The sequence below is a fragment of the Pseudomonas sp. EA_35y_Pfl2_R111 genome (genome assembly GCF_963970955.1).
GTDB lineage: Bacteria > Pseudomonadota > Gammaproteobacteria > Pseudomonadales > Pseudomonadaceae > Aquipseudomonas.
The window spans coordinates 1142286-1161572 of sequence record NZ_CAXAOM010000001.1 but is presented as its reverse complement, the minus strand read 5'-3'; the positions used below and the strand labels follow the sequence as shown (position 1 = coordinate 1161572).

Here is a 19287-nt window from a genome sequence, read left to right as displayed (position 1 = left end):
AGCGTGGACAGATAGACCTGATCGCCACCGCAATGAATCAGATGTCAGCGACCGCACAGGAAGTGGCGCACAGCGCCGCTGCGGCGGTGGGCAGCGCGCAGAGCGTGAATGATGAAACGGTCAGCGGTCGCGCGTTGGTTGAGTCCCAGGTAGGCAGCATTCAGCGCCTGGCCGGTGAGATCGATCAGTCGGTGGCGGTGATTAACAAACTGGCCAGCGACAGTGCGTCGATCAGCCAGGTGTTGGATGTAATCAAGGGCATTGCCGAGCAGACCAATCTGCTGGCGCTCAACGCCGCAATTGAGGCGGCGCGTGCTGGTGAGCAGGGCCGCGGCTTTGCTGTGGTGGCTGATGAGGTACGCAATCTGGCCAAGCGTACGCAGCAGTCCACTGAGGAAATTGAGTCAATGATCGCCAAGCTGCAAAGCGGTGTTGGTGCGGCGGTTAAGGCGATGAACACCAGCCATCAAATGGCCGATAGCACGGTCAACGAGTCGGGCAAGGTACAGCAGGCGCTGGAGAATATCCTCGGCGCGGTGGGCATGATAGTCGATCAGAACCAGCAGATCGCCACTGCTGCCGAAGAGCAGACTGCCGTGGCGCATGATATCGACCAGAACATTGTCGAAATCAGTCAGGCGGGCGAGCGCACTGCCGAAGGTGCTAGCCAGACCGAGCAGGCCAGCCGTGAATTGTCCGGGCTGGTGGCGCGCTTGAAGCAGCTGATCGGCGCATTCCGCGTCTGATCTCGGTTGCAACACCAACAAAGCCCGCCATTTGGCGGGCTTTGTGCTTTCTGTGCTGTCGGTTGCGGCTTAAGCGATGAAGTCCAGGGGCGGCGTCAGCGGATAGATATCGCCGGATTGCATCCGGGCTACTGCGTTGCGTCAGCATTCCAGGCGAATATTTCGACTGCGTTGCGGCTGCTGGCACAGGCAAGCTCATCGGCGCTGATGCCGCGGAGTTCGGCCAGGGCTGCGCAGATGTCCGGCAGGTGTTCCGGGCTGTTGCGCTGGTTAGGGTGCATGGCAGGCGCCATGTCGGGTGAGTCGGTTTCCAACACGATCGCCTCCAGTGGCAATTGCGCCACCACCTTGCGCAGGCGCAAGGCCTGCGGCCAGGTTGGGGCACCGCCCAGGCCGAGTTTGAAACCGAGCTTGAGGTACTCGCGAGCTTCTTCGTAACTGCCGGAAAAGGCATGGATGATGCCGCCGCGCACGGGCTTGAGACGTTTTAGCGTGGCAATGGTCGCCGCGTGGGCACGGCGCACGTGCAGCAGCGCCGGAAGTTCGAACTCAATGGCGAGCTTGAGCTGCGCCTCGAACAGCTGTTGTTGCCGCTCACGATCAAGCTGTTCGAGAAAGTAGTCCAGGCCGATCTCGCCCACCGCGCAGAGCTTGGGGTGACCGGCGCAGCGTGCCAGCCAGTCATGCAGTTCACCTAGGTGCTCGGGCTGGTGTTCATCTAGGTAAACCGGGTGCAGGCCGAAGGCGGCATACAGGCTGTCTTCGGCCTGTACCAGATCCCACAAGCGCTGCCAGTTGGCTTGATGTACACCCAATACCACCAGGCGCTCGACTCCTGCGGTGTGGCAACGGGCCAGCAGCTCGCTGCGGTCCGCATCGAAGTCGGGGAAGTCGAGGTGGGTGTGGGTGTCGGTCAGATGCATGGTCTAGTGTTTGCTCAAACAGTGGGCTTTGCAGGGAGCAGGGTAGCTTATGGGCGGGCTGATGAGTGAGCGTGCCAGAACGCTGCGACGTGAGATGACCGAGGCAGAGTGGTGTCTTTGGTATCAACTGCGCGCCCATCGCTTTATGGGGCTGAAGTTCAAACGGCAAAAGCCGTTCGGTTGTTACATCGTGGATTTCGTTTGCCAGGAGAGGCGACTGATCATCGAACTAGACGGCGGCCAGCATGTGCAGCAGGCGGCCTATGACGAGCAGCGTGATGATTGGCTACGGGCGCAGGGCTTTGACGTTTTGCGTTTCTGGAATCATGAGGTGTTGCTGCAAACAGATGCGGTGTTGGAGCAGTTGCGCTTGTGGGTAGAGCAACAGCGGCCCTCTCCCCCGGCCCCTCTCCCGCAAGCGGGCGAGGGGAGTTGACCGCGTAGCTTGTTGGATTAGTGATTCAGCCAATGGTCAAGGCGTTGCTAGCGCATCTACGGCCTGCTGCGTTCGGCTCCCTCTCCCGCCGGCGGGAGAGGGTTGGGGAGAGGGTGTATGGCTTAGTGATGCTCGCGCGTCGCGCGGAATTTCACGTCCGGCCAGCGTTCTTCCATCAGGCTCAGGTTGACACGGGTCGGAGCCAGGTAGGTGAGGTGGCCGCCGCCATCCAGGGCGAGGTTTTCCACGGCCTTGTTGCTGAATTCCTCAAGCTTCTTCTTGTCCGCGCAATCGATCCAGCGCGCCGACCACACGGTAATCGGCTCGTAGGCACACTCGACCTTGTATTCCTCCTTCAGGCGGCTGGCGACCACATCGAACTGCAGCACACCGACGGCGCCGAGGATGATGTCGTTGCTGCGCTCGGGGAAGAACACCTGGGTTGCGCCTTCTTCGGCCAGCTGTTGCAGGCCTTGGCGCAGTTGCTTGGATTTCAGCGGATCTTTCAGGCGTACGCGGCGGAATAACTCTGGGGCGAAATGCGGGATACCGGTAAAACCCAGCACTTCGCCTTCGCTGAAGGTGTCGCCGATCTGGATGGTGCCGTGGTTGTGCAGGCCGATGATGTCGCCGGCGTAGGCCTCAACCAGCATCTCGCGCTCGCTGGAGAAGAAGGTCAGGGCATCGCCAACGCGCACATCCTTGCCGGTGCGTACGTGGCGCATTTTCATGCCTTGCGAGTACTTGCCCGAGCAAATGCGCATAAAGGCAATACGGTCGCGGTGCTTGGGGTCCATGTTCGCCTGGATCTTGAACACGAAGCCGCTGAACTTCTCTTCCACCGGCTCGACGGTGCGCTCGTTGGCAACCCGCGCCAGCGGCTTGGGTGCCCAGTCGACCACGGCGTCGAGTACATGGTCGACGCCGAAGTTGCCCAGCGCGGTGCCGAAGAACACTGGGGTCAGTTGGCCGTCGAGGAACTCTTGCTGGTTGAACTCGTGGCAGGCACCCTGGACCAATTCCAGCTGTTCAACAAAACGCTCGTACTCATCGCCCAGGTGGGCGCGGGCCTCGTCGGAGTCGAGCTTCTCGATGATTTTGGTTTCGGTGCGTTCGTGGCCGTGGCCCGGGGTGTAGACGATGATGTAGTCGTCAGCCAGGTGATACACGCCCTTGAAATCGCGGTAGCAACCGATTGGCCAGGTGATCGGCGCAGCTTTGATCTTCAGTACCGCTTCGATCTCGTCGAGCAACTCGATCGGGTCACGAATATCGCGGTCGAGCTTGTTGATAAAGCTGACGATGGGCGTGTCACGCAGGCGGCACACGTCCATCAGGGCGATGGTGCGCGGTTCCACACCCTTGCCGCCGTCGAGAACCATCAGCGCGCTGTCCACCGCAGTCAGGGTGCGGTAGGTGTCTTCCGAGAAGTCTTCGTGGCCGGGGGTGTCGAGCAGGTTGACCATGTGCTCGCGGTAGGGGAACTGCATCACCGAGGTGGTGATGGAGATGCCGCGTTGCTTCTCCATTTCCATCCAGTCGGAGGTGGCATGGCGGTCGGATTTACGCGACTTCACCGTGCCGGCCACGGCGATCGCCTTGCCCATCAGCAGGAGCTTTTCGGTAATGGTGGTTTTACCGGCGTCGGGGTGGGAAATGATCGCGAATGTGCGGCGTTTGCCGACTTCGATGGCCTGGGTGGTCATTGTGCGGGAACCCGTCGACTGAATAGTCGGTCTGTCAAAAAAGGCGGCGATTATAACGGTAAACGTCGATCAACGCGGCGACCTGTAGTCAGAGGACAGAATCACCGTTTTTTCGCTCTTTGTGCAGCATTCCTGACGTTTTGTTTTGAATATAAAACGTTCAATCAATATGGCGACAGCGAGGATCAAAAGCACGGCATTTTTGATTGATCTCAGCCCCCCATGGCCCTAAAGTTCGCGCCCGAACGTCCATGCTGGCAACGATCCATCCGGCTCAAGTACTGACGACGAGAGACCCGCAGGGTGCTCGGCGACATGCCTTGGGAAGTAGGCGAACCAAAGTGGGGAAACTGATCAGACGTTCTGCTTGTGCGGTCATCCGCCGAGCCTCCCTAGATGATGGGCAGCGGTCTGCGAGTGCAGCGCTTGCCTGACTAAACTGTTTTAACTGGTTCAGCCACTGGAGTCCGAGTATGTCGATCAAGGTCGAAGATTATTACGCACCCGCCACTTTTCAGCGCATGAAGGCGTTCGCCGACACCCAAGAAACCCCGTTCGTGGTGATCGATACCGCGATCATCAGCCAGGCTTACGATGACCTGCGTGCCGGTTTCGAGTTTGCCAAGGTGTATTACGCGGTCAAGGCCAACCCAGCCGTCGAAATTATCGATCTGCTCAAGGAAAAAGGCTCCAGCTTCGATATCGCCTCTATCTACGAGTTGGATAAGGTCATGAGCCGTGGTGTTGGCCCAGAGCGCATCAGCTACGGCAACACCATCAAGAAATCCAAGGACATCCGCTACTTCTACGAGAAGGGCGTGCGCCTGTTTGCCACCGACTCCGAAGCCGACCTGCGTAACATCGCCAAGGCTGCGCCGGGTTCGAGAGTCTATGTGCGCATTCTCACAGAGGGCTCGACCACGGCCGACTGGCCGCTGTCGCGCAAGTTCGGCTGTCAGACCGACATGGCCATGGATTTGCTGATCCTGGCGCGTGACTTGGGTCTGGTGCCCTACGGCCTGTCGTTCCACGTAGGCTCGCAGCAGCGTGATATCTCTGTGTGGGACGCGGCAATTGCCAAGGTCAAGGTGATCTTCGAGCGCCTTAAAGAAGAAGACGGCATCGAACTCAAATTGATCAACATGGGCGGCGGCTTCCCGGCTAACTACATCACCCGCACCAACAGCCTGGAAACCTATGCCGAGGAAATTATCCGTTTCCTCAAGGAAGACTTCGGCGATGACCTGCCGGAAATCATCCTAGAGCCGGGCCGCTCGCTGATCGCCAACGCCGGCATCTTGGTCAGCGAAGTGGTACTGGTTGCGCGCAAGTCGCGCACCGCCGTGGAACGCTGGGTGTATGTCGATGTCGGCATGTTCAGCGGCCTGATCGAAACCATGGGCGAGGCGATCAAGTTCCCGCTCTACACCGAGAAGAAGGGTGAGATGGAAGAGGTGGTGATCGCCGGCCCGACCTGCGACAGCGCCGACATCATGTACGAGAACTACAAGTACGGCCTGCCTCTGAACCTGGCCATTGGTGACCGTGTGTACTGGCTCTCGACCGGTGCCTACACCACCAGCTACAGCGCAGTGGAGTTCAACGGCTTCCCGCCCCTGAAGTCGTTCTACCTGTAACAGCCGACGTCCGACTGAAAACCCCGCTAATGGCGGGGTTTTTTATGCCTGCGATTCGCCGCTTGGAAACCGCCTGCCGACAACATTTCGAGGAAGACAAACAGCGATGCAAATAGTTCTCAACATGTATTGCTGTATTTGTTGTTAATAATTATCATCCGCGCGCTTTCAGAATTATTCGCTCTTACGCAGCATTTGCGGTGGGCGGAATACCTTTAGATCCGGGGAAAAACCATGTCCATTCGTAGCCGCAAGCATTACAAGAGCAGTCATCTGGCGCTGTTGATCGCCGCAGCCGTTCCTGGCATGGCATGTGCCGCCCAGAATGGCGCTGCGCAAGAGGAACTCAGCTTGCCGGCTACTACTGTGACAGCCAAGACCGAGGTGCCTTACAAGGCCAACAAAAGCGCCAACAGCAAGCTGACCCAGCCGCTGCTGGATACGCCGAAAACCATCCAGGTGATCAAGAAGGAAGTATTGCGCGAGCAGGGTGCCAACAGCCTGATGGAAGCGCTGCGCAATACTCCCGGTATCACCATGCAGCTGGGTGAGAACGGTAATACCTCGGCCGGCGACACCTTTATGATGCGCGGTTTCTCCACGCAGAACTCGACCTTCGTTGACGGTGTGCGTGACCTCGGTGCAGTGAGCCGTGACGTATTCAACCTCGAGCAGGTTGAAGTGGTGAAAGGCGCTGCCGGTTCTGATATCGGCCGCGGTGCTTCGTCCGGCTATATAAATCTGATTTCCAAGCTGCCGACCCTGACTAACGAGGTCTTCGCGACCGTCGGTTACGGCACTGCGGATAAGAGCAACCTCACTGCCGATATCAATCAGCAACTGGGCGACAGCTCGGCCTTCCGTTTGAACCTGATGCGTCGCGATGGCGATGTTGATGGCCGCGATTATGTCGACAACAGCAGCTACGGCGTGGCGCCGTCGATTGCTTTTGGCCTGGATACGGACACTCGCGTTTACGTCTATTCCCAGCATGTTCGCCAGGACAACACTCCGGATGGCGGCATCCCCACCATCGGCATGCATGGCTTCTACAACGCAGATGCTGCGTTGAACTCCGGTCGTAAAGTCGATACTGACAATTACTATGGCGCCAAGGGTGACTCCGAGCGCATCGACGGTGACATGTTCACCCTCAAGGTCGAGCACGACGTCAATGACGCTCTTACCATACGCAACCTGTCGCGTTGGGGCCGCAGCAATAACGACCGTACTCTCACCGGGATAAACGGCCTGGCCACCAATGCCTCGGCTGACCCTGCGAACTGGACCGTTGCTCGTTCGCGCCAGGTGGTCGATCAGGAAAACGAAATTCTTGCCAACCAGACCAGCCTGAACGCCGAGTTCGACACCTTCGGCCTGCGCAACGAACTGGCCGCAGGCCTCGAGCTGATGAGCGAGAAACAGCTCAATCGCAGTTACGCCACGGCTGCTCAGGTTATCGACGGTGTGGCTTACCCTGCTGTACCGCTCCCTCCTGGCAATCTCTATGATCCGAGTGCGCACGACGGCCTTGGCGATCCTTACAAGACCGGCGCCAAAACCGACGGTGAAACCAAGACTGCGGCGCTTTATCTGTTCGACACCCTGCACCTGAACGAGCAGTGGGCGCTTAATGGCGGTGTACGTTTCGAGCACTTCCGCACCGAGACTGACAGTGTTGCCATTACCTCTGGCGCTCGTGTTCCGGGCAAGGGCTATGAGTCGGGTGATTTAACCAGCTGGAATACCGGCGTGGTGTTTAAACCCCTAGAGAACGGCAGTATCTATCTGTCCTATGCCAACTCGCTAACGCCTCCAGGCAGTGGCAACTTCAACCTGGCCGCTAACTCTGCAACGTCCTCGTCCAATGAGCAGGAGGGCCTGGACCCGCAAGAAACCGAGCACGTCGAACTGGGCACCAAGTGGGATCTGCTGGATGAGCGCCTGGCACTGACTTTGGCGGCCTACCGCACGGAGAACGAAAACCAGGTCAGCTACGACTCCTTCACTGCCACCTATTTCCAGGAAGGCAAGACCCGTGTTGACGGCGTCGAGCTGGGTCTGGTTGGCCAGCTGAGCAACTTCTGGCAGGTGTCGGCGGGTATCGCGCATATGGAAACCAAGCAGATCGACCAAGCCAGCCGCAATAACTCGGGCGTGGTTAGCGAGAGCACTGGCGTGCGCTGGTCGCCGGACCTGACCGCCACCCTGTGGACGTCCTATACCATGGGTGATCTGACCTTGGGCGGCGGCGCGCGCTATGTGTCTGAGCAGGATCGAGTGATCACCTCTGGCACCGACCTGGCGACCCAGAACATGCCGGAAATCCCATCCTACTGGGTTGCGGACGCCATGGCCGCTTATCGCGTCAACGATAATGTCAACCTGCGGGTGAACCTGTACAACCTGTTCGACGAGGAATACATCGAGTCGCTAAACAACAGCGGTGCCCGTGCCCGTATGGGCGTTCCGCGCTCGGCGATGTTTACCACCGAGCTCAGCTTCTGATAGAAACAACCAGCCGTACCTGAAGCCTGCGCGCAAGCGCGGGCTTTTTGCATTTTGTATTGATGGGAGAAGGTCGATGCTGCTGCATATTCCCCAGGTGTTGAGTAAGCAGGAAACCATGGTGCTGCGTGCCGAACTGGCGGCCCATGACTGGGTCGATGGCGTGCAGACCTCCGGCGCGCAGGCGGCGAGCCTCAAGCAAAATCTGCAGTTCCCGGCGGACTCGCCAGCTTTCGCTGGGCTGGCGCAGCGCGTGGCCGATGCCCTGGCGCGTCACCCGCTATTCGTTTCCGCGGTGCTGCCACGGCATATGCTGCCGCCGATGTTCAACTGCTACCAGGCCGGCGGGCGCTATGGCAACCATGTAGACAACGCCCTGCAGCGTGACCGCTTCAGTAATGATCAGCTGCGCACCGATGTTTCCACCACGGTGTTTCTCAGCGAGCCGGACGAGTACGACGGCGGCGAGCTGATCGTCGAGGACACCTACGGCGAGCACGAGATCAAGCTGGAGGCGGGCGATGCGATCATCTATCCTGCGACCAGCTTGCACCGCGTCGAACCGGTGACCCGTGGCGCACGTATAGCCTCCTTCCTTTGGACGCAAAGCCGGGTACGCGATGCCTGGCAACGCAAGATGCTCTTCGATCTGGACATGACCATCCTTAAGCTGCGTCACGAGCTGGGCGACAGTGCCGAGGTGGTGAGTCTGACTGGCACCTATCACAACCTGCTGCGCCAGTGGGCGGACTGAGATGGCCTTGCGCGAACCTCAGAGTGCGATCCCGGCCGACCTGGTCGCGGCCTGTGATTATCAGCGTTATGCCCTGGAGCGGCTGGATGCCAATGCCCTGGCCTACCTGCAGGGCGGTGCGGCGGATGAGCTGACCTGCCAGGCCAATCTGGATGCCTGGCGCGACTGGGCAATCGTGCCGCGCCTGTTGCGCGATCTGCGTGGTGGTCATACCCGTTGTCAGTTGCTGGGCGATGAGCTGCAGCACCCCATATTGCTCGCGCCGGTAGCCTATCAGCGCCTGTTCCACGCCGAGGGCGAATTGGCCACTGCTCTGGGTGCCGGGGTGATGGGCGGTGCCGCGGTGTTGAGTTCGTTCGCCTCCACGCCGTTGGAAGAGGTCGCCGAGGCGGCGCCTGGCCCGCTGTGGTTTCAGCTGTATTGGCAGGGCGACGGGCCGGCGACCCTGGCCCTGGCGCAACGCGCCGAGGCGGCGGGCTATCGCGCGCTGGTGCTGACGGTGGATGCGCCGGTGTCGGGGCTGCGCAATCGCGAGCAGCGTGCAGGTTTTACTCTGCCGGAAGGCATCGCCGCAGTGAATATCGCAACGCCGCCGGTTGTGCCGCAGGTGCCGCCCGGTGGCAGTGCGGTATTCGACGCCATGCTGGCCATCGCACCGACCTGGGACGATGTGCGCTGGTTGTGTCGGCAGACCCGTTTGCCGGTGCTGCTAAAGGGCATCTTGCATCCGAGCGATGCGCGCTTGGCCATGGAGGCGGGTGCGGCAGGTGTGATCGTCTCTAACCACGGCGGCCGCGTGCTGGACTCGCAGTGGCCGGCGCTCAAGGCCTTGCCCGGCATTCGCGATGAATTGGGTGCAGAGGCACTTATTCTGGTGGATGGCGGTATTCGGCGCGGTACCGATGTGTTCAAGGCCCTGGCGCTCGGCGCCGATGCTGTGCTGATCGGTCGACCTTATATTTACGCCTTGGCCGCGGCCGGGGCTTTAGGTGTGGCTCATCTAATCAGGCTGCTGCGCGAGGAGCTGGAGATGACCATGGCGTTGAGTGGTTGCCGCACTCTGAGCGAGATAACTGCGGATTTGCTGTGCCGCGCCGGTGACTGGCCCTTCGCACCTAAATAACCAGCGCGGTGATCTATGCGGATTCAGACTTCGCGATCCTCAGTACAAATCCCGCCGATAGCGACCGCTCTGGCTTAGCTGTTCCAGCTGCTCATCACCCAGCAACTGACGCAGGCACGTATCGACGTCGCGGCCCATGCCTTCGAGGCTGCCGCATAGGTAGATGGCCGCGCCGTCTGCAAGCCAGGTGTGCAGAGTGGGGGCGGCATCGCGTAGGGCGTCCTGCGCATAACGCTGTGGGTTGCCGTCGCGCGAATAGGTGAGGTCAAGGCGTGCGAGGTGGCCGCTGTGTTGCCAGGCGCGCAGTTCGTCGACCAGCAGGGCGTCGTGGGCGGCGTTACGTTCGCCAAATAGCAGCCAGTTGCGTGAGTGTGGATTGGTGGCGCGCTCCTGCAGGTGCGCGCGCAGGCCAGCGAGGCCGCTGCCGCTGCCGATCAGAATCATCGGCGTGGCGGCGTCCTGGCCATGGAAGCCGGGGTTACGGCGGATGCGCAGGTCGAGCGTGCCGCCCACTTCGGCATGCTCACATAACCAGCCCGAGCCCAGGCCGGGGCTGCCATCGGCCTGGTATTGCAGGCGCACCAGCAGATCAAGCGAGCTGCCGTAGCTGGAGGCAATCGAATATTCGCGGTGGGGCAGGGGCGTCAACTCCGCCAGCCACTGTTCTATGCCGTTCTTATCAGGGCTGGTTGTGGGCAGATGGAGTTTGCTTAAGGCATCGCTTAGCAACTGGCCGTTAGCCAGGCGAGTGCGCGGTTCAAGGCCGAGTTGCTGTAGGCAGTCGATTACCCGTTGCGGGGCATGGCGTGGGCCGATTTCGGCAATGTCGCCGGCGCGCCGGTCGACTGCTTCTGTGCTGCTCAGGCTCAGGTGGAAGATCGGTGCTCCGATGCTGCTGGGGTTAAGGCAGTTGCGTCGGTCTAGCCGCCACGGGTGGTAGTGCGCGGGCTGCCAGTCGACAAAATCGCTGTTGCCACTTAGGTGGCCGAGCTGTTGCTGCCAGTGGCGCAGGGTGCCGGCATCCAGGCAATCGACGCTGAGCAGGTCGAAAAGCGGCTGTGCCTTGAGTGCGTGCAAGCGCTGTTGCAAGCGTTGGCCAAAGGCGCAGAACTGCGGGTAGCTGCTGTCGCCCAGGGCCAGGATGGCGAAGTGCAGTTGCGGTAGCGCCTGTTGGCTGAGCAGCATGCGCTCGAAGCGTGCGGCGTTGTCCGGTGCTTCGCCGTCGCCGTAGGTGCTGACCACCAGTAGCAGGCGTTCGAGGTTTTTCAGCTGCGTGCTGCTCAACTGGTTGAGGGCGATGCAACGTGCTGGCATGCCGCTGGCGAGTAATTGCGCGCAGCTGCGTTCGGCCAAACGCTGGGCTTTGCCGCCCTGGCTGGCGTAGGCGACCAGCAGTTCGCCGGTCTGCGCCTGGCGACGCTGCGGCCAGCAATAATGCAGGCACAGCGCGAGATAGGTGACGCTGATCAGCCCAGCGCTGAGTTCGCGCGCCGGTTGCAGCCACAGCAGCAGTCCGGCCAGTAGCAGGCAGGTCGGCAGGGGCCAATGGAGCAGGGCGTGAAGTCGCGGGGTGGTGATCAAGTCGAGTATTCAGCTAATGAGGTAGGAAGCGCTGTCGCCGGGCGGCGACAGCGTTCGGGCTGGTATCAGGGCGCCAGAACTTCCAGAGTCGCGCTGTAGGAGGCGCGGCGTTCGGTGGCGGGGGCGCTGATGCCTTCGCTGGTTTTCAGCTCGGCTTCCAGCCAGTACATGCCGGCGTTCGGCCAGGTGATGCTGATCTTGCCGTTGGCGTCGCTGGTGGTTTTGATCTCGCCCAGTTCGTCGCGGTAACGGTTGCCACCGGGAATCACGCTGACTTCCACACCGGCGGCAGGCTTGCCATCGAGCAGCAGGCTGAACTCGGCTGCTTCACCGGCGAACAGGTCGTTGGGGTGGGTGATCGGTGCCAGCTCCAGGCCCACGCCGGTGGTTTTCAGCACGCTGGTGGTCGGGTTGCCGGAGGTGACGAAGACCTCCATGCGGCTGCTGTTCTGCGCCACTTTCAGCTCGGCGGCGTTGGCCGGCACTTGCTTGGCGAAATCTTCGGCCTTGCCCATCCAGCGCTTGTTTTCCTTGCCTTCCTTCCAGCTGGCGAACAGGCCGCTGTTGGCGATGGCCAGTTTGTAGGTGCCTTTCTCGGTCAGGTGCAGGTCGAAGGTGCTGCGGTAGCGGCCGATGGCACCGTTCTGCGGCTTCACTTCGCTGCCATCCGGGGCGATCACGCGTAGCGTCGCGGCCTGGCGTGCGCGCTGGCCGGCGGGTTGGGTGCTGACGTCACCCACGCCCGCGATGTGCATGGAGAAATGCTCGAAGTAGAACAGGTCGTTGGAGATGGCCGCGTCCACGGTCACCCACGGGTCTTCACCGGACAGTACGGTGGCCGATGGCAGCATCCAGGCGCGGTGGGCCTGGGCGGATAGCGGCAGGCAGATGGCCAGGGTCAGGGCGGTCCATTTTACGAGTGGGTGCATGGCAGGCTTCCTTAATAAGTTGGGTCTGAAGTTCAAGGCTTGAGTCGCAGGTTGATCTGGCCCAGCTCGCTGCTGCCCTGGGCGCTGTGGCTGGCGGCTTGCTGTGGTGGCCAGGTGAACGGCAGGCGCAGCAGTTCGCGGCCGCCGACTTCACGGGCGGCTTCCACTACCAGGCGATACTCGCCAGGTGCCAGCTGCTTGAGCGGCGCATCGGCACTGTTGAAGCTCAGGCTCTGCTTGCCCACGGCGCGGGTCGCACCGCTGACGCCATCGACCGGCATCTCCAGGCTACGGCCGCTGCGCCGCCACCATTGGCGCATGTCTTTCAGCCATTTCTCGCCTTCCTTGTCCTTGAGCTTCTGGTCGTACCACACGGCCAGGTTGGCGACGTGTTTCTGGTCCGGTTGCTCCAGCCAGATGGCGACGTAGGGACGGTGATACTCGGCGACCTGCATACGCGGGATTTCCACCTCAAGCTGCAACTCAGCAGCCAGAACGGGCGTGCTCAACAGGGCGCACAGGGGCAACAGCAAGCTTTTCGGCATAAGGATGTCCTTAGTGAATAAACAGCAGAGCCAGCAGAACAGGGAGTACCAAGCCGAGGCCGAGCATCGGCCAGGTACTGGGGCGGTTACCGGCGTAGCGTTGCAGCAGCAACAGGCCGCTGAGGCAGAACACCACGCTCAGGACGGCGAATGCATCGATAAACCAGGACCAGGCCGTACCGGTATTGCGGCCCTTGTGCAGGTCATTCAGGTAGGCGATCCAGCCGCGGTCGGTGGACTCGAGCTCCAGCGTGCCGGATTCGATATCCAGGCTTAGCCAGGCATCGCCGCCGGGGCGCGGCAGGCCGATATACAACTCGCCATCCGACCATTCGGCGTCGCGGCCATCCAGGCGAATCGCCAGTTCCGCTTCCAGCCACTGGCGCAGATCTAACGGCAGGCCCTGGCTTGGCTGCTTGTCTTGCAGCGCAGCCTGTAACGCCTCGGGCAACTGCGCCTGATGGTTGATCACCTGCGGCTTGGCCTCGATCTGCGCGGCATGGTTGAGGGTGATACCGGTGACGGCAAACAGCAGCATGCCGGCCAGGCACAGCGCCGAGCTGATCCAGTGCCATTGGCGCAGGGTGCCGAGCCAGGGGAGAGCGTTCATAGGCTTCGCGAGGTCAGGAAAGAAGGGGGATTCTATAAAGGCTTGGATGCAAATACTAAATATTTACAAAGGCTATACATTCTCGATAAGTATGTCGCCCATACCGTGCCCTGTATTTGCCACGGTTAGGGCGAGAGCTGAGGCGTCTAGCGCTTTTATCCTGGTTGCGAACCGAGGGCGGTGGTTCGGCATATCGCGCGCGTTGATATCTTGATACAAGCGCTAATGCAAGCTATTCGCAATTGATGTATTGTGCGCGCCCCTGATGCGTTCCCTGCGCAATTCCTTCAAGAGGCCGCCCCCTGTGTTCTACCGTTCTCCCCTCTGTCTGAGCATTTCCCTGGCCTGTCTCGCCTTGCCGGGTGTTTCTGTATTTGCGCAAGAGGCGGTCGAGCTGGAGGCCGTGACCATCAGTGCCACCCGCGCCAAGAGCGAGGCGGGCAAGACGCCGCAGAAGATCACCGTGATCACTCGCGAGCAGATCGAGCAGCAACTGGCGATCACCTCCGATCATGGGCAGATCCTCAGCAACCTGATTCCGTCCTATTCGCCGAGCCGGCAGAAGATGAGCAGCGCCGGCGAGACTTTCCGTGGGCGCTCGGCGTTGGTGCTGATCGATGGCGTGCCGCAGTCCACGCCGCTGCGCGATAGCGCCCGCGACGGTTACACCATCGATATGGCGATGGTCGAACGCATCGAGGTGATCCACGGTGCCAGCGCCGAACACGGCCTGGGCGCCACTGGCGGGATCATCAACTACGTCACCCGTCGTCCCCAGGGCGGTACGCTCAAGCAGCATGCCGGAGTCAGCTTTGACGCGCCGACTGACTATGAATCCGCCGGCTTGGGCTACAAGCTGGATTACCGGGTTGAAGGCAACGAAGGCAGCTGGGATTACCTGGCCGCCGCCAGCTGGCAGACCCGCGGCATGTCCTACGATGCCAACGGCACGCTGATCGGCGTCGACGACACCCAGGGCGACATCATGAATTCGGTCAGCAGCGACCTGCTGCTCAAGCTCGGTTACTGGTTCGACGCCGACCAGAACCTGGAACTGATGGTCAATCGCTTTCAGATCGAGGGCGAGCACGAGTACGTCAATGTGCCGGGCAATCGCGCCGCGGGTACGCCGGCCACCTCACGTAAGGGCAGCCCGCCGGGTGAAGCGCCGCAAAACGAGGTGCTGGCCACCAGCCTGAGCTACAAGCATGACGACCTGTACGGCAACCGTCTGAGCGCGCAGCTCTACAGTCAGCGCTTCCGCGGGCGTTTTGGGGGTAACAGCCTGGCATCTTTTCAGGATGCCTCGATTGCGCCGGTCGGCACCCTGTTCGATCAGTCGCAGAATGAGTCGGACAAGTACGGCGGCAAGTTCACCCTGAGCCGCGATGGCCTGTTCGACAACCACCTGATGCTCACCGGTGGTCTCGATGTGCTGCAGGACACCACCAGCCAGATGCTGATCGCCACCGGCCGAGAGTGGGTGCCGGAAACCCGCTTCCGCAACTTCGCACCCTTTCTCCAGGCGGAAATCCGCGCCCACGAGCGCCTCACCCTGCACGCCGGGGTGCGCCACGAGTATGCCGAACTGGAGGTGGGCAGCTTCCACACCATCGCTTCGACCACCACGCCGCGCGGTGGGGTAAGTGTCGAAGGCGGTAGCCCGACGTTCGAGGAAACCCTGTTCAACACCGGCCTGGTGTTTGAGCTCACCGACTGGGCGCAGCTCTACGCCAACTACTCCGAAGGTTTTGGCATGCCTGATGTTGGCCGTGTGCTGCGCGGCATCAGCCAGCCGGGTATGAGTGTCGACAGCTTTCTTGATTTGCAGCCGATCGTCACCGACAACCGCGAGGTTGGCCTGCGTTTCAACCATGGTCCGTTCGATGCGGAAATCGGCTACTTCGAATCCAATGCCGACCTGGGCGCGCGCCTGGAGAATGTCGGCGGGGTCTATCAGATTCGCCGCGAGCGCAGCGAAATCGACGGTATCGAGGCCACGGCCGGCTGGCAGATCACCCCGGTGCATCGCATGCAGGCCACCTATGCCCAGGTCAATGGTCAGTCCGACACCGACGGCGACGGCAAGGTCGATACCGATCTGGATGGTGCCAACATCTCCCCGGACCGTTACGGCGTCAGCTGGCAGGCCAACTGGACCGACAAGCTGAACACCCGCGTGCAGGCCAATCACTACGCCAGCCGTGGCTTTGACGACCCGGATCTGGACTTCGACGGCTACAGCTTGGTTGACGCCTCGCTTGGCTATCGCCTGCCGGTCGGTGAGGCCAGCCTGGGCATCGAAAACCTGCTGAACAAGGAATACCTGAGCTACTACGCCCAGGCTGCCAGCAAGCGTGACGATCAGATGTTTATGGGCCGTGGGCGCACTGTGACTCTGGGTTATCGACTCAGTTTCTAAAAAGCCGCTTTTAAACCATCGCGAGCCCAAACCGGGCCGTTACTGAGTCGGAAAAATGCTGAAGAAAGTCCTCTTCCAACTGCACTGGTTTTTCGGCATCACGGCCGGGTTGGTGCTGGCGCTGATGGGCGTGACCGGCGCGGCGTATTCGTTTCAGGACGAATTGCTGCGCGCGTTTAACCCCGAGGTGTTGCAGGTTGAAGTGCGTGCCAGCGGCGTGCTGTCGCCTGACGTGCTGGTGCCGCGGATTGAGGCCGCCAGCCAGCAGCGCGTAGTACGCCTGAATGTCGAAGCGGATGCCGAGCACGCCGGACGAGTAGGCTTCGCGCCGCCTGTGGGCGAACGGCGTGGCGAGTCGCGCTATTTCAACCCTTACACGGGCGAGCTGTTGGGCGAACCGCGTGGTCAGGGTTTTTTCGATTTGATGGTGGAGCTGCACCGCTTTCTCGCCATGGGCGAATACGGTAAGCAGATCACCGCTGCCAGCACCCTGGCGCTGATCTTTTTCTGCCTCTCCGGCCTTTACCTGCGTTGGCCACGCCAGGCCTTGAACTGGCGCGCCTGGCTGACTCTGGACTGGGCCAAGCGCGGCCGTGCATTCAATTGGGATCTGCATGCGGTGGCCGGCACTTGGTGCCTGATTTTCTACCTGTGTGCGGGTCTGACTGGGCTGTACTGGTCCTATGACTGGTACCGCGAAGGCCTGACCGGCCTGCTTAGTAGCGAGCCTGCCGGTGAGCCGCGTAAGCGCGGTGGCCGGCCAACTGCCGGCGCTGTGCCAGAGGTGAATTACCCGGCGCTCTGGTCGGGTCTGCAACAGGCTGCCGGCTCGCAGCTGACCGGCTACAGTTTGCGTTTGCCGGCTAGCGCCGAGGAGCCGGCGACGGTGTTCTATCTGCGGGCCGATGCGCCCCATGAACGTGCCTTTAACCAACTCAGCCTGGATGCGCAAAGCGGCGCGGCGAAGCAGCACAAACGCTATGACCAGCAGGCATTTGGCGATCAGTTGCTGACCAGCGTGTATGCCCTGCATGTGGGCAGCTACTTCGGCCTGAGCGGGCGCATTCTGATGTTCCTCGCTAGCCTGAGCATGCCACTGTTCGCCATCACCGGTTGGCTGCTCTACCTCGACCGTCGGCGCAAGAAGCGTGCGATGTTGCATGCGCGTGGTGCCTTGCAGCCGAGCACAGGGCAGGGCGATGGCTGGTTGATCGGCTTTGCCAGCCAGAGCGGCTTCGCCGAGCAACTGGCCTGGCAAACCGCCGGGCAGTTGCAGGCCGCCGGCCTGGCCGTCAGTGTGCAACCCTTGGCCAAACTCAATGAACAGGTGCTGCGCCAGGCCAACAACGCGCTGTTTGTGCTCAGCACCTTTGGCGACGGTGAGGCCCCGGACAGCGCGCGCGGCTTCGAGCGCAAGTTGCTCGGCCAGGCCCTGGATCTACCGCAACTGCGTTACGCCGTGCTCGCCCTTGGTGATCGCCAGTATCAGCACTTCTGCGGCTTTGCCCTGCGGGTGCAGGACTGGTTAGCGCGGCAGGGCGCACGCAGCCTGTTCGATGCGGTGCAGGTAGATGCCGCCGATACAGCGGCGCTGGCCAGCTGGCAGCGCCAACTCAGTGAGCTGACTGGCGCCCAACCGCTGCATCAGGGCGAAACACCCTATGGCCTATGGACGCTGACGCGCCGCGAACTGCTCAACCCTGGCAGCCAGGGCGCACCGACCTATCTGCTGGCGTTGCGTGCTGAACAGCCGACTAACTGGAATGCCGGCGATATTCTCGAAGTGCCGCCGCGTCACAGCGACGCCACCGTGCAGGCCTGGTTGCAGGCCCATGCGCTGGACTGCAGCCAGACGGTCAGCCTCGATGGCCTGACGCAATCGCTGCAGCAGGCGCTGCGCGGCAAGCAGCTACCCGAGCAGTTCACCCATCTGGTCGGTCTGCACGCCCAGGCTCTGCTCGATGCACTGGTACCGTTGGCCGCTCGCGAATATTCCATTGCTTCCTTGCCCAGCGACGGCGAGCTGGAACTGATCGTGCGTCAGGAGCGGCATCCCGACGGCTTGCTGGGCCTCGGCTCCGGTTGGCTGACCGCAGGCGCGGCGCTGCACGGCCAGTTGCTGGCGCGGGTGCGGCGAAATAGCGCTTTCCACGCGCCGGAAGATGCGCGGCCACTGATGCTGATCGGCAATGGCACTGGCCTGGCCGGGTTGCGCAGCCTGCTCAAGGCGCGGATCGTCGCCGGACATACCGCTAACTGGCTGCTGTTCGGCGAGCGCAATGCGGCGCATGACTTCTATTGCCAGAACGAGCTGCAGGGCTGGCTGGCCTCAGGCGAGCTGGCGCGCCTGGACCTGGCCTTCTCCCGCGATCAGGCGACCAAGGTCTATGTGCAGGATCGCCTGCGTGAGTCCGCCGAGCATTTGCGCGAATGGTTAGCCGAGGGCGCGGCGATCTATGTCTGCGGCAGCCTCGATGGCATGGCCGCCGGGGTGGATCAGGTGTTGCATGAGCTGCTCGGCGAAGCCGCAGTCAACACGCTACGCGAAGAGGGCCGTTATCGCCGCGACGTTTACTGAGTGGAGTGACGTGCTGCGTGGCTTTTTGCTTGCAACAACAGGATGTTTTAAATCAATCAATGGAGTGTTTTGCATGAAAGTAGCCGTCACCATAACCCTTAGCGCTGTTCTTCTTTCTGGCTGCTCAAGCCACTCTGTGAGCCCTGAGTCAGCCGACGAACTGGCCCGGCAAGGCCACAAACTGGCCGAGCAGGGACGCACTCAGGCTGCGGCCAGGGTGCTTGATCAGGCCTTGGCGCTCGATCCGCAGCACGCCAGCGCGCGATTCGACCGGGGGCAGATTCTGCTGAGCCTGGGTCAGGTGCAACAGGCCCTGGCCGATCTCGATCACGCTGTAGCGCGGCAGCCAAATAACCCACGCTATCTTGGCGCGCGCTGTGTCGCGCGGGTTGTTGCAGCCCCCGCCAGTGCGGACTTGGCCGATTGCAGCAAGGCGCTGGCACAGCCCGGTAAGCAGGGGAACGCGCTGGTTGCTCGGGGGCAAGCGTATCTAGCGCTGCAGCGCAATGAGGATGCCTTGGTAGATTTTGAGGCTGCATTGACGGAAAACCCGATAAATATGCGCGCGTTGTACGGGCGTGGCGTGGCACGCCAGCGTCTGGGCGACAACCAGGGGCTGGATGATCGACAGCTGGCCATCTCTCGCCTGCCGGGGGCGGGTAGGGAGTATGGCGCTCCTGCATTGCAGTGAGACATTGCTCTGCCGAGGCTTGCTGATCGCATCCGTGCTTATACTTGGGAATGCATCAGACCAAACGGCACCCGGGCTGGTGCCGTTTGTCCTCCGGC

15 protein-coding genes are annotated in these 19287 nt (G+C 61.4%); 9 read left to right on the top strand and 6 right to left on the bottom strand.

What is annotated here, in order from left to right; all coding sequences use genetic code 11:
* Window positions 1-32: 32 nt before the first annotated feature.
* Window positions 33-746 (top strand): methyl-accepting chemotaxis protein, encoded by a 714-nt coding sequence (locus AACY25_RS20905; RefSeq protein ID WP_445262127.1) that lies wholly within the window; start codon window positions 33-35, stop codon window positions 744-746.
* Window positions 747-874: 128 nt separating this feature from the next.
* On the opposite strand, the gene AACY25_RS05635 is transcribed toward AACY25_RS20905, so the two are convergent.
* The gene (locus tag AACY25_RS05635; protein WP_339523032.1) at window positions 875-1669 is read right to left on the bottom strand and encodes a TatD family hydrolase; all 795 of its coding nucleotides are present in this window, start codon (window positions 1667-1669) and stop codon (window positions 875-877) included.
* A gap of 61 nt (window positions 1670-1730) precedes the next feature.
* Between AACY25_RS05635 and AACY25_RS05630 the strand changes: the two genes are divergently transcribed.
* Window positions 1731-2105 (top strand): endonuclease domain-containing protein, encoded by a 375-nt coding sequence (locus AACY25_RS05630; RefSeq protein WP_339523030.1) that lies wholly within the window; start codon window positions 1731-1733, stop codon window positions 2103-2105.
* A gap of 122 nt (window positions 2106-2227) precedes the next feature.
* Here the strand turns inward: AACY25_RS05630 and AACY25_RS05625 are convergent, their stop codons facing one another.
* Window positions 2228-3811 (bottom strand): peptide chain release factor 3, encoded by a 1584-nt coding sequence (locus tag AACY25_RS05625; RefSeq protein ID WP_339523029.1) that lies wholly within the window; start codon window positions 3809-3811, stop codon window positions 2228-2230.
* 473 nt (window positions 3812-4284) lie between these two features.
* Between AACY25_RS05625 and AACY25_RS05620 the strand changes: the two genes are divergently transcribed.
* From AACY25_RS05620 to AACY25_RS05605, 4 genes are all read left to right on the top strand, one after another.
* Window positions 4285-5448: a type III PLP-dependent enzyme gene (locus AACY25_RS05620; RefSeq protein ID WP_339523028.1), complete on the top strand. Its 1164-nt coding sequence runs from the start codon at window positions 4285-4287 to the stop codon at window positions 5446-5448.
* 234 nt (window positions 5449-5682) lie between these two features.
* The gene (locus AACY25_RS05615; protein WP_339523027.1) at window positions 5683-7956 is read left to right on the top strand and encodes a catecholate siderophore receptor Fiu; all 2274 of its coding nucleotides are present in this window, start codon (window positions 5683-5685) and stop codon (window positions 7954-7956) included.
* A 76-nt stretch (window positions 7957-8032) separates the two neighbouring features.
* Complete coding sequence (locus AACY25_RS05610) at window positions 8033-8710, top strand: Fe2+-dependent dioxygenase (protein WP_339523026.1); 678 nt, start codon at window positions 8033-8035, stop codon at window positions 8708-8710.
* Window position 8711: 1 nt separating this feature from the next.
* A complete protein-coding gene (locus AACY25_RS05605; protein WP_339523024.1) occupies window positions 8712-9833 on the top strand; it encodes an alpha-hydroxy acid oxidase in 1122 nt (373 codons plus the stop codon).
* 39 nt (window positions 9834-9872) lie between these two features.
* On the opposite strand, the gene AACY25_RS05600 is transcribed toward AACY25_RS05605, so the two are convergent.
* The 4 genes from AACY25_RS05600 to AACY25_RS05585 form a co-directional block, all read right to left on the bottom strand.
* Window positions 9873-11414 carry a sulfite reductase subunit alpha gene (locus AACY25_RS05600; protein WP_339523023.1) on the bottom strand — a complete coding sequence of 514 codons (1542 nt, stop codon included), beginning with the start codon at window positions 11412-11414 and terminating at the stop codon, window positions 9873-9875.
* A 65-nt stretch (window positions 11415-11479) separates the two neighbouring features.
* The gene (locus AACY25_RS05595) at window positions 11480-12343 is read right to left on the bottom strand and encodes a DUF4198 domain-containing protein (protein ID WP_339523022.1); all 864 of its coding nucleotides are present in this window, start codon (window positions 12341-12343) and stop codon (window positions 11480-11482) included.
* A gap of 32 nt (window positions 12344-12375) precedes the next feature.
* Window positions 12376-12888 carry a DUF2271 domain-containing protein gene (locus AACY25_RS05590; RefSeq protein ID WP_339523021.1) on the bottom strand — a complete coding sequence of 171 codons (513 nt, stop codon included), beginning with the start codon at window positions 12886-12888 and terminating at the stop codon, window positions 12376-12378.
* A gap of 10 nt (window positions 12889-12898) precedes the next feature.
* Window positions 12899-13498, bottom strand: a complete 600-nt coding sequence (locus AACY25_RS05585; protein WP_339523019.1) for a PepSY-associated TM helix domain-containing protein — start codon at window positions 13496-13498, stop codon at window positions 12899-12901.
* Between the two features lie 304 nt (window positions 13499-13802).
* Here AACY25_RS05585 and AACY25_RS05580 point away from each other — a divergent pair, with 304 nt between their 5' ends.
* The 3 genes from AACY25_RS05580 (at window position 13803) to AACY25_RS05570 (ending at window position 19189) form a co-directional block, all read left to right on the top strand.
* Window positions 13803-15920, top strand: coding sequence for a TonB-dependent receptor (locus AACY25_RS05580; protein ID WP_339523017.1), 2118 nt, complete (start codon window positions 13803-13805; stop codon window positions 15918-15920).
* Window positions 15921-15975: 55 nt separating this feature from the next.
* The gene (locus AACY25_RS05575) at window positions 15976-18498 is read left to right on the top strand and encodes a sulfite reductase flavoprotein subunit alpha (RefSeq protein WP_339523016.1); all 2523 of its coding nucleotides are present in this window, start codon (window positions 15976-15978) and stop codon (window positions 18496-18498) included.
* 73 nt (window positions 18499-18571) lie between these two features.
* Complete coding sequence (locus AACY25_RS05570; protein ID WP_339523015.1) at window positions 18572-19189, top strand: tetratricopeptide repeat protein; 618 nt, start codon at window positions 18572-18574, stop codon at window positions 19187-19189.
* Window positions 19190-19287: the final 98 nt, after the last annotated feature.

What these genes read in the sequence shown, in the direction of transcription:
- AACY25_RS20905 (WP_445262127.1), top strand. Translation starts at nt 33, where the DNA reads ATGAATCAGATGTCAGCGACCGCACAGGAAGTGGCGCACAGCGCCGCT.
- AACY25_RS05635 (WP_339523032.1), bottom strand. Translation starts at nt 1,669, where the DNA reads ATGCATCTGACCGACACCCACACCCACCTCGACTTCCCCGACTTCGAT.
- AACY25_RS05630 (WP_339523030.1), top strand. Translation starts at nt 1,731, where the DNA reads ATGAGTGAGCGTGCCAGAACGCTGCGACGTGAGATGACCGAGGCAGAG.
- AACY25_RS05625 (WP_339523029.1), bottom strand. Translation starts at nt 3,811, where the DNA reads ATGACCACCCAGGCCATCGAAGTCGGCAAACGCCGCACATTCGCGATC.
- AACY25_RS05620 (WP_339523028.1), top strand. Translation starts at nt 4,285, where the DNA reads ATGTCGATCAAGGTCGAAGATTATTACGCACCCGCCACTTTTCAGCGC.
- AACY25_RS05615 (WP_339523027.1), top strand. Translation starts at nt 5,683, where the DNA reads ATGTCCATTCGTAGCCGCAAGCATTACAAGAGCAGTCATCTGGCGCTG.
- AACY25_RS05610 (WP_339523026.1), top strand. Translation starts at nt 8,033, where the DNA reads ATGCTGCTGCATATTCCCCAGGTGTTGAGTAAGCAGGAAACCATGGTG.
- AACY25_RS05605 (WP_339523024.1), top strand. Translation starts at nt 8,712, where the DNA reads ATGGCCTTGCGCGAACCTCAGAGTGCGATCCCGGCCGACCTGGTCGCG.
- AACY25_RS05595 (WP_339523022.1), bottom strand. Translation starts at nt 12,343, where the DNA reads ATGCACCCACTCGTAAAATGGACCGCCCTGACCCTGGCCATCTGCCTG.
- AACY25_RS05590 (WP_339523021.1), bottom strand. Translation starts at nt 12,888, where the DNA reads ATGCCGAAAAGCTTGCTGTTGCCCCTGTGCGCCCTGTTGAGCACGCCC.
- AACY25_RS05585 (WP_339523019.1), bottom strand. Translation starts at nt 13,498, where the DNA reads ATGAACGCTCTCCCCTGGCTCGGCACCCTGCGCCAATGGCACTGGATC.
- AACY25_RS05575 (WP_339523016.1), top strand. Translation starts at nt 15,976, where the DNA reads ATGCTGAAGAAAGTCCTCTTCCAACTGCACTGGTTTTTCGGCATCACG.
- AACY25_RS05570 (WP_339523015.1), top strand. Translation starts at nt 18,572, where the DNA reads ATGAAAGTAGCCGTCACCATAACCCTTAGCGCTGTTCTTCTTTCTGGC.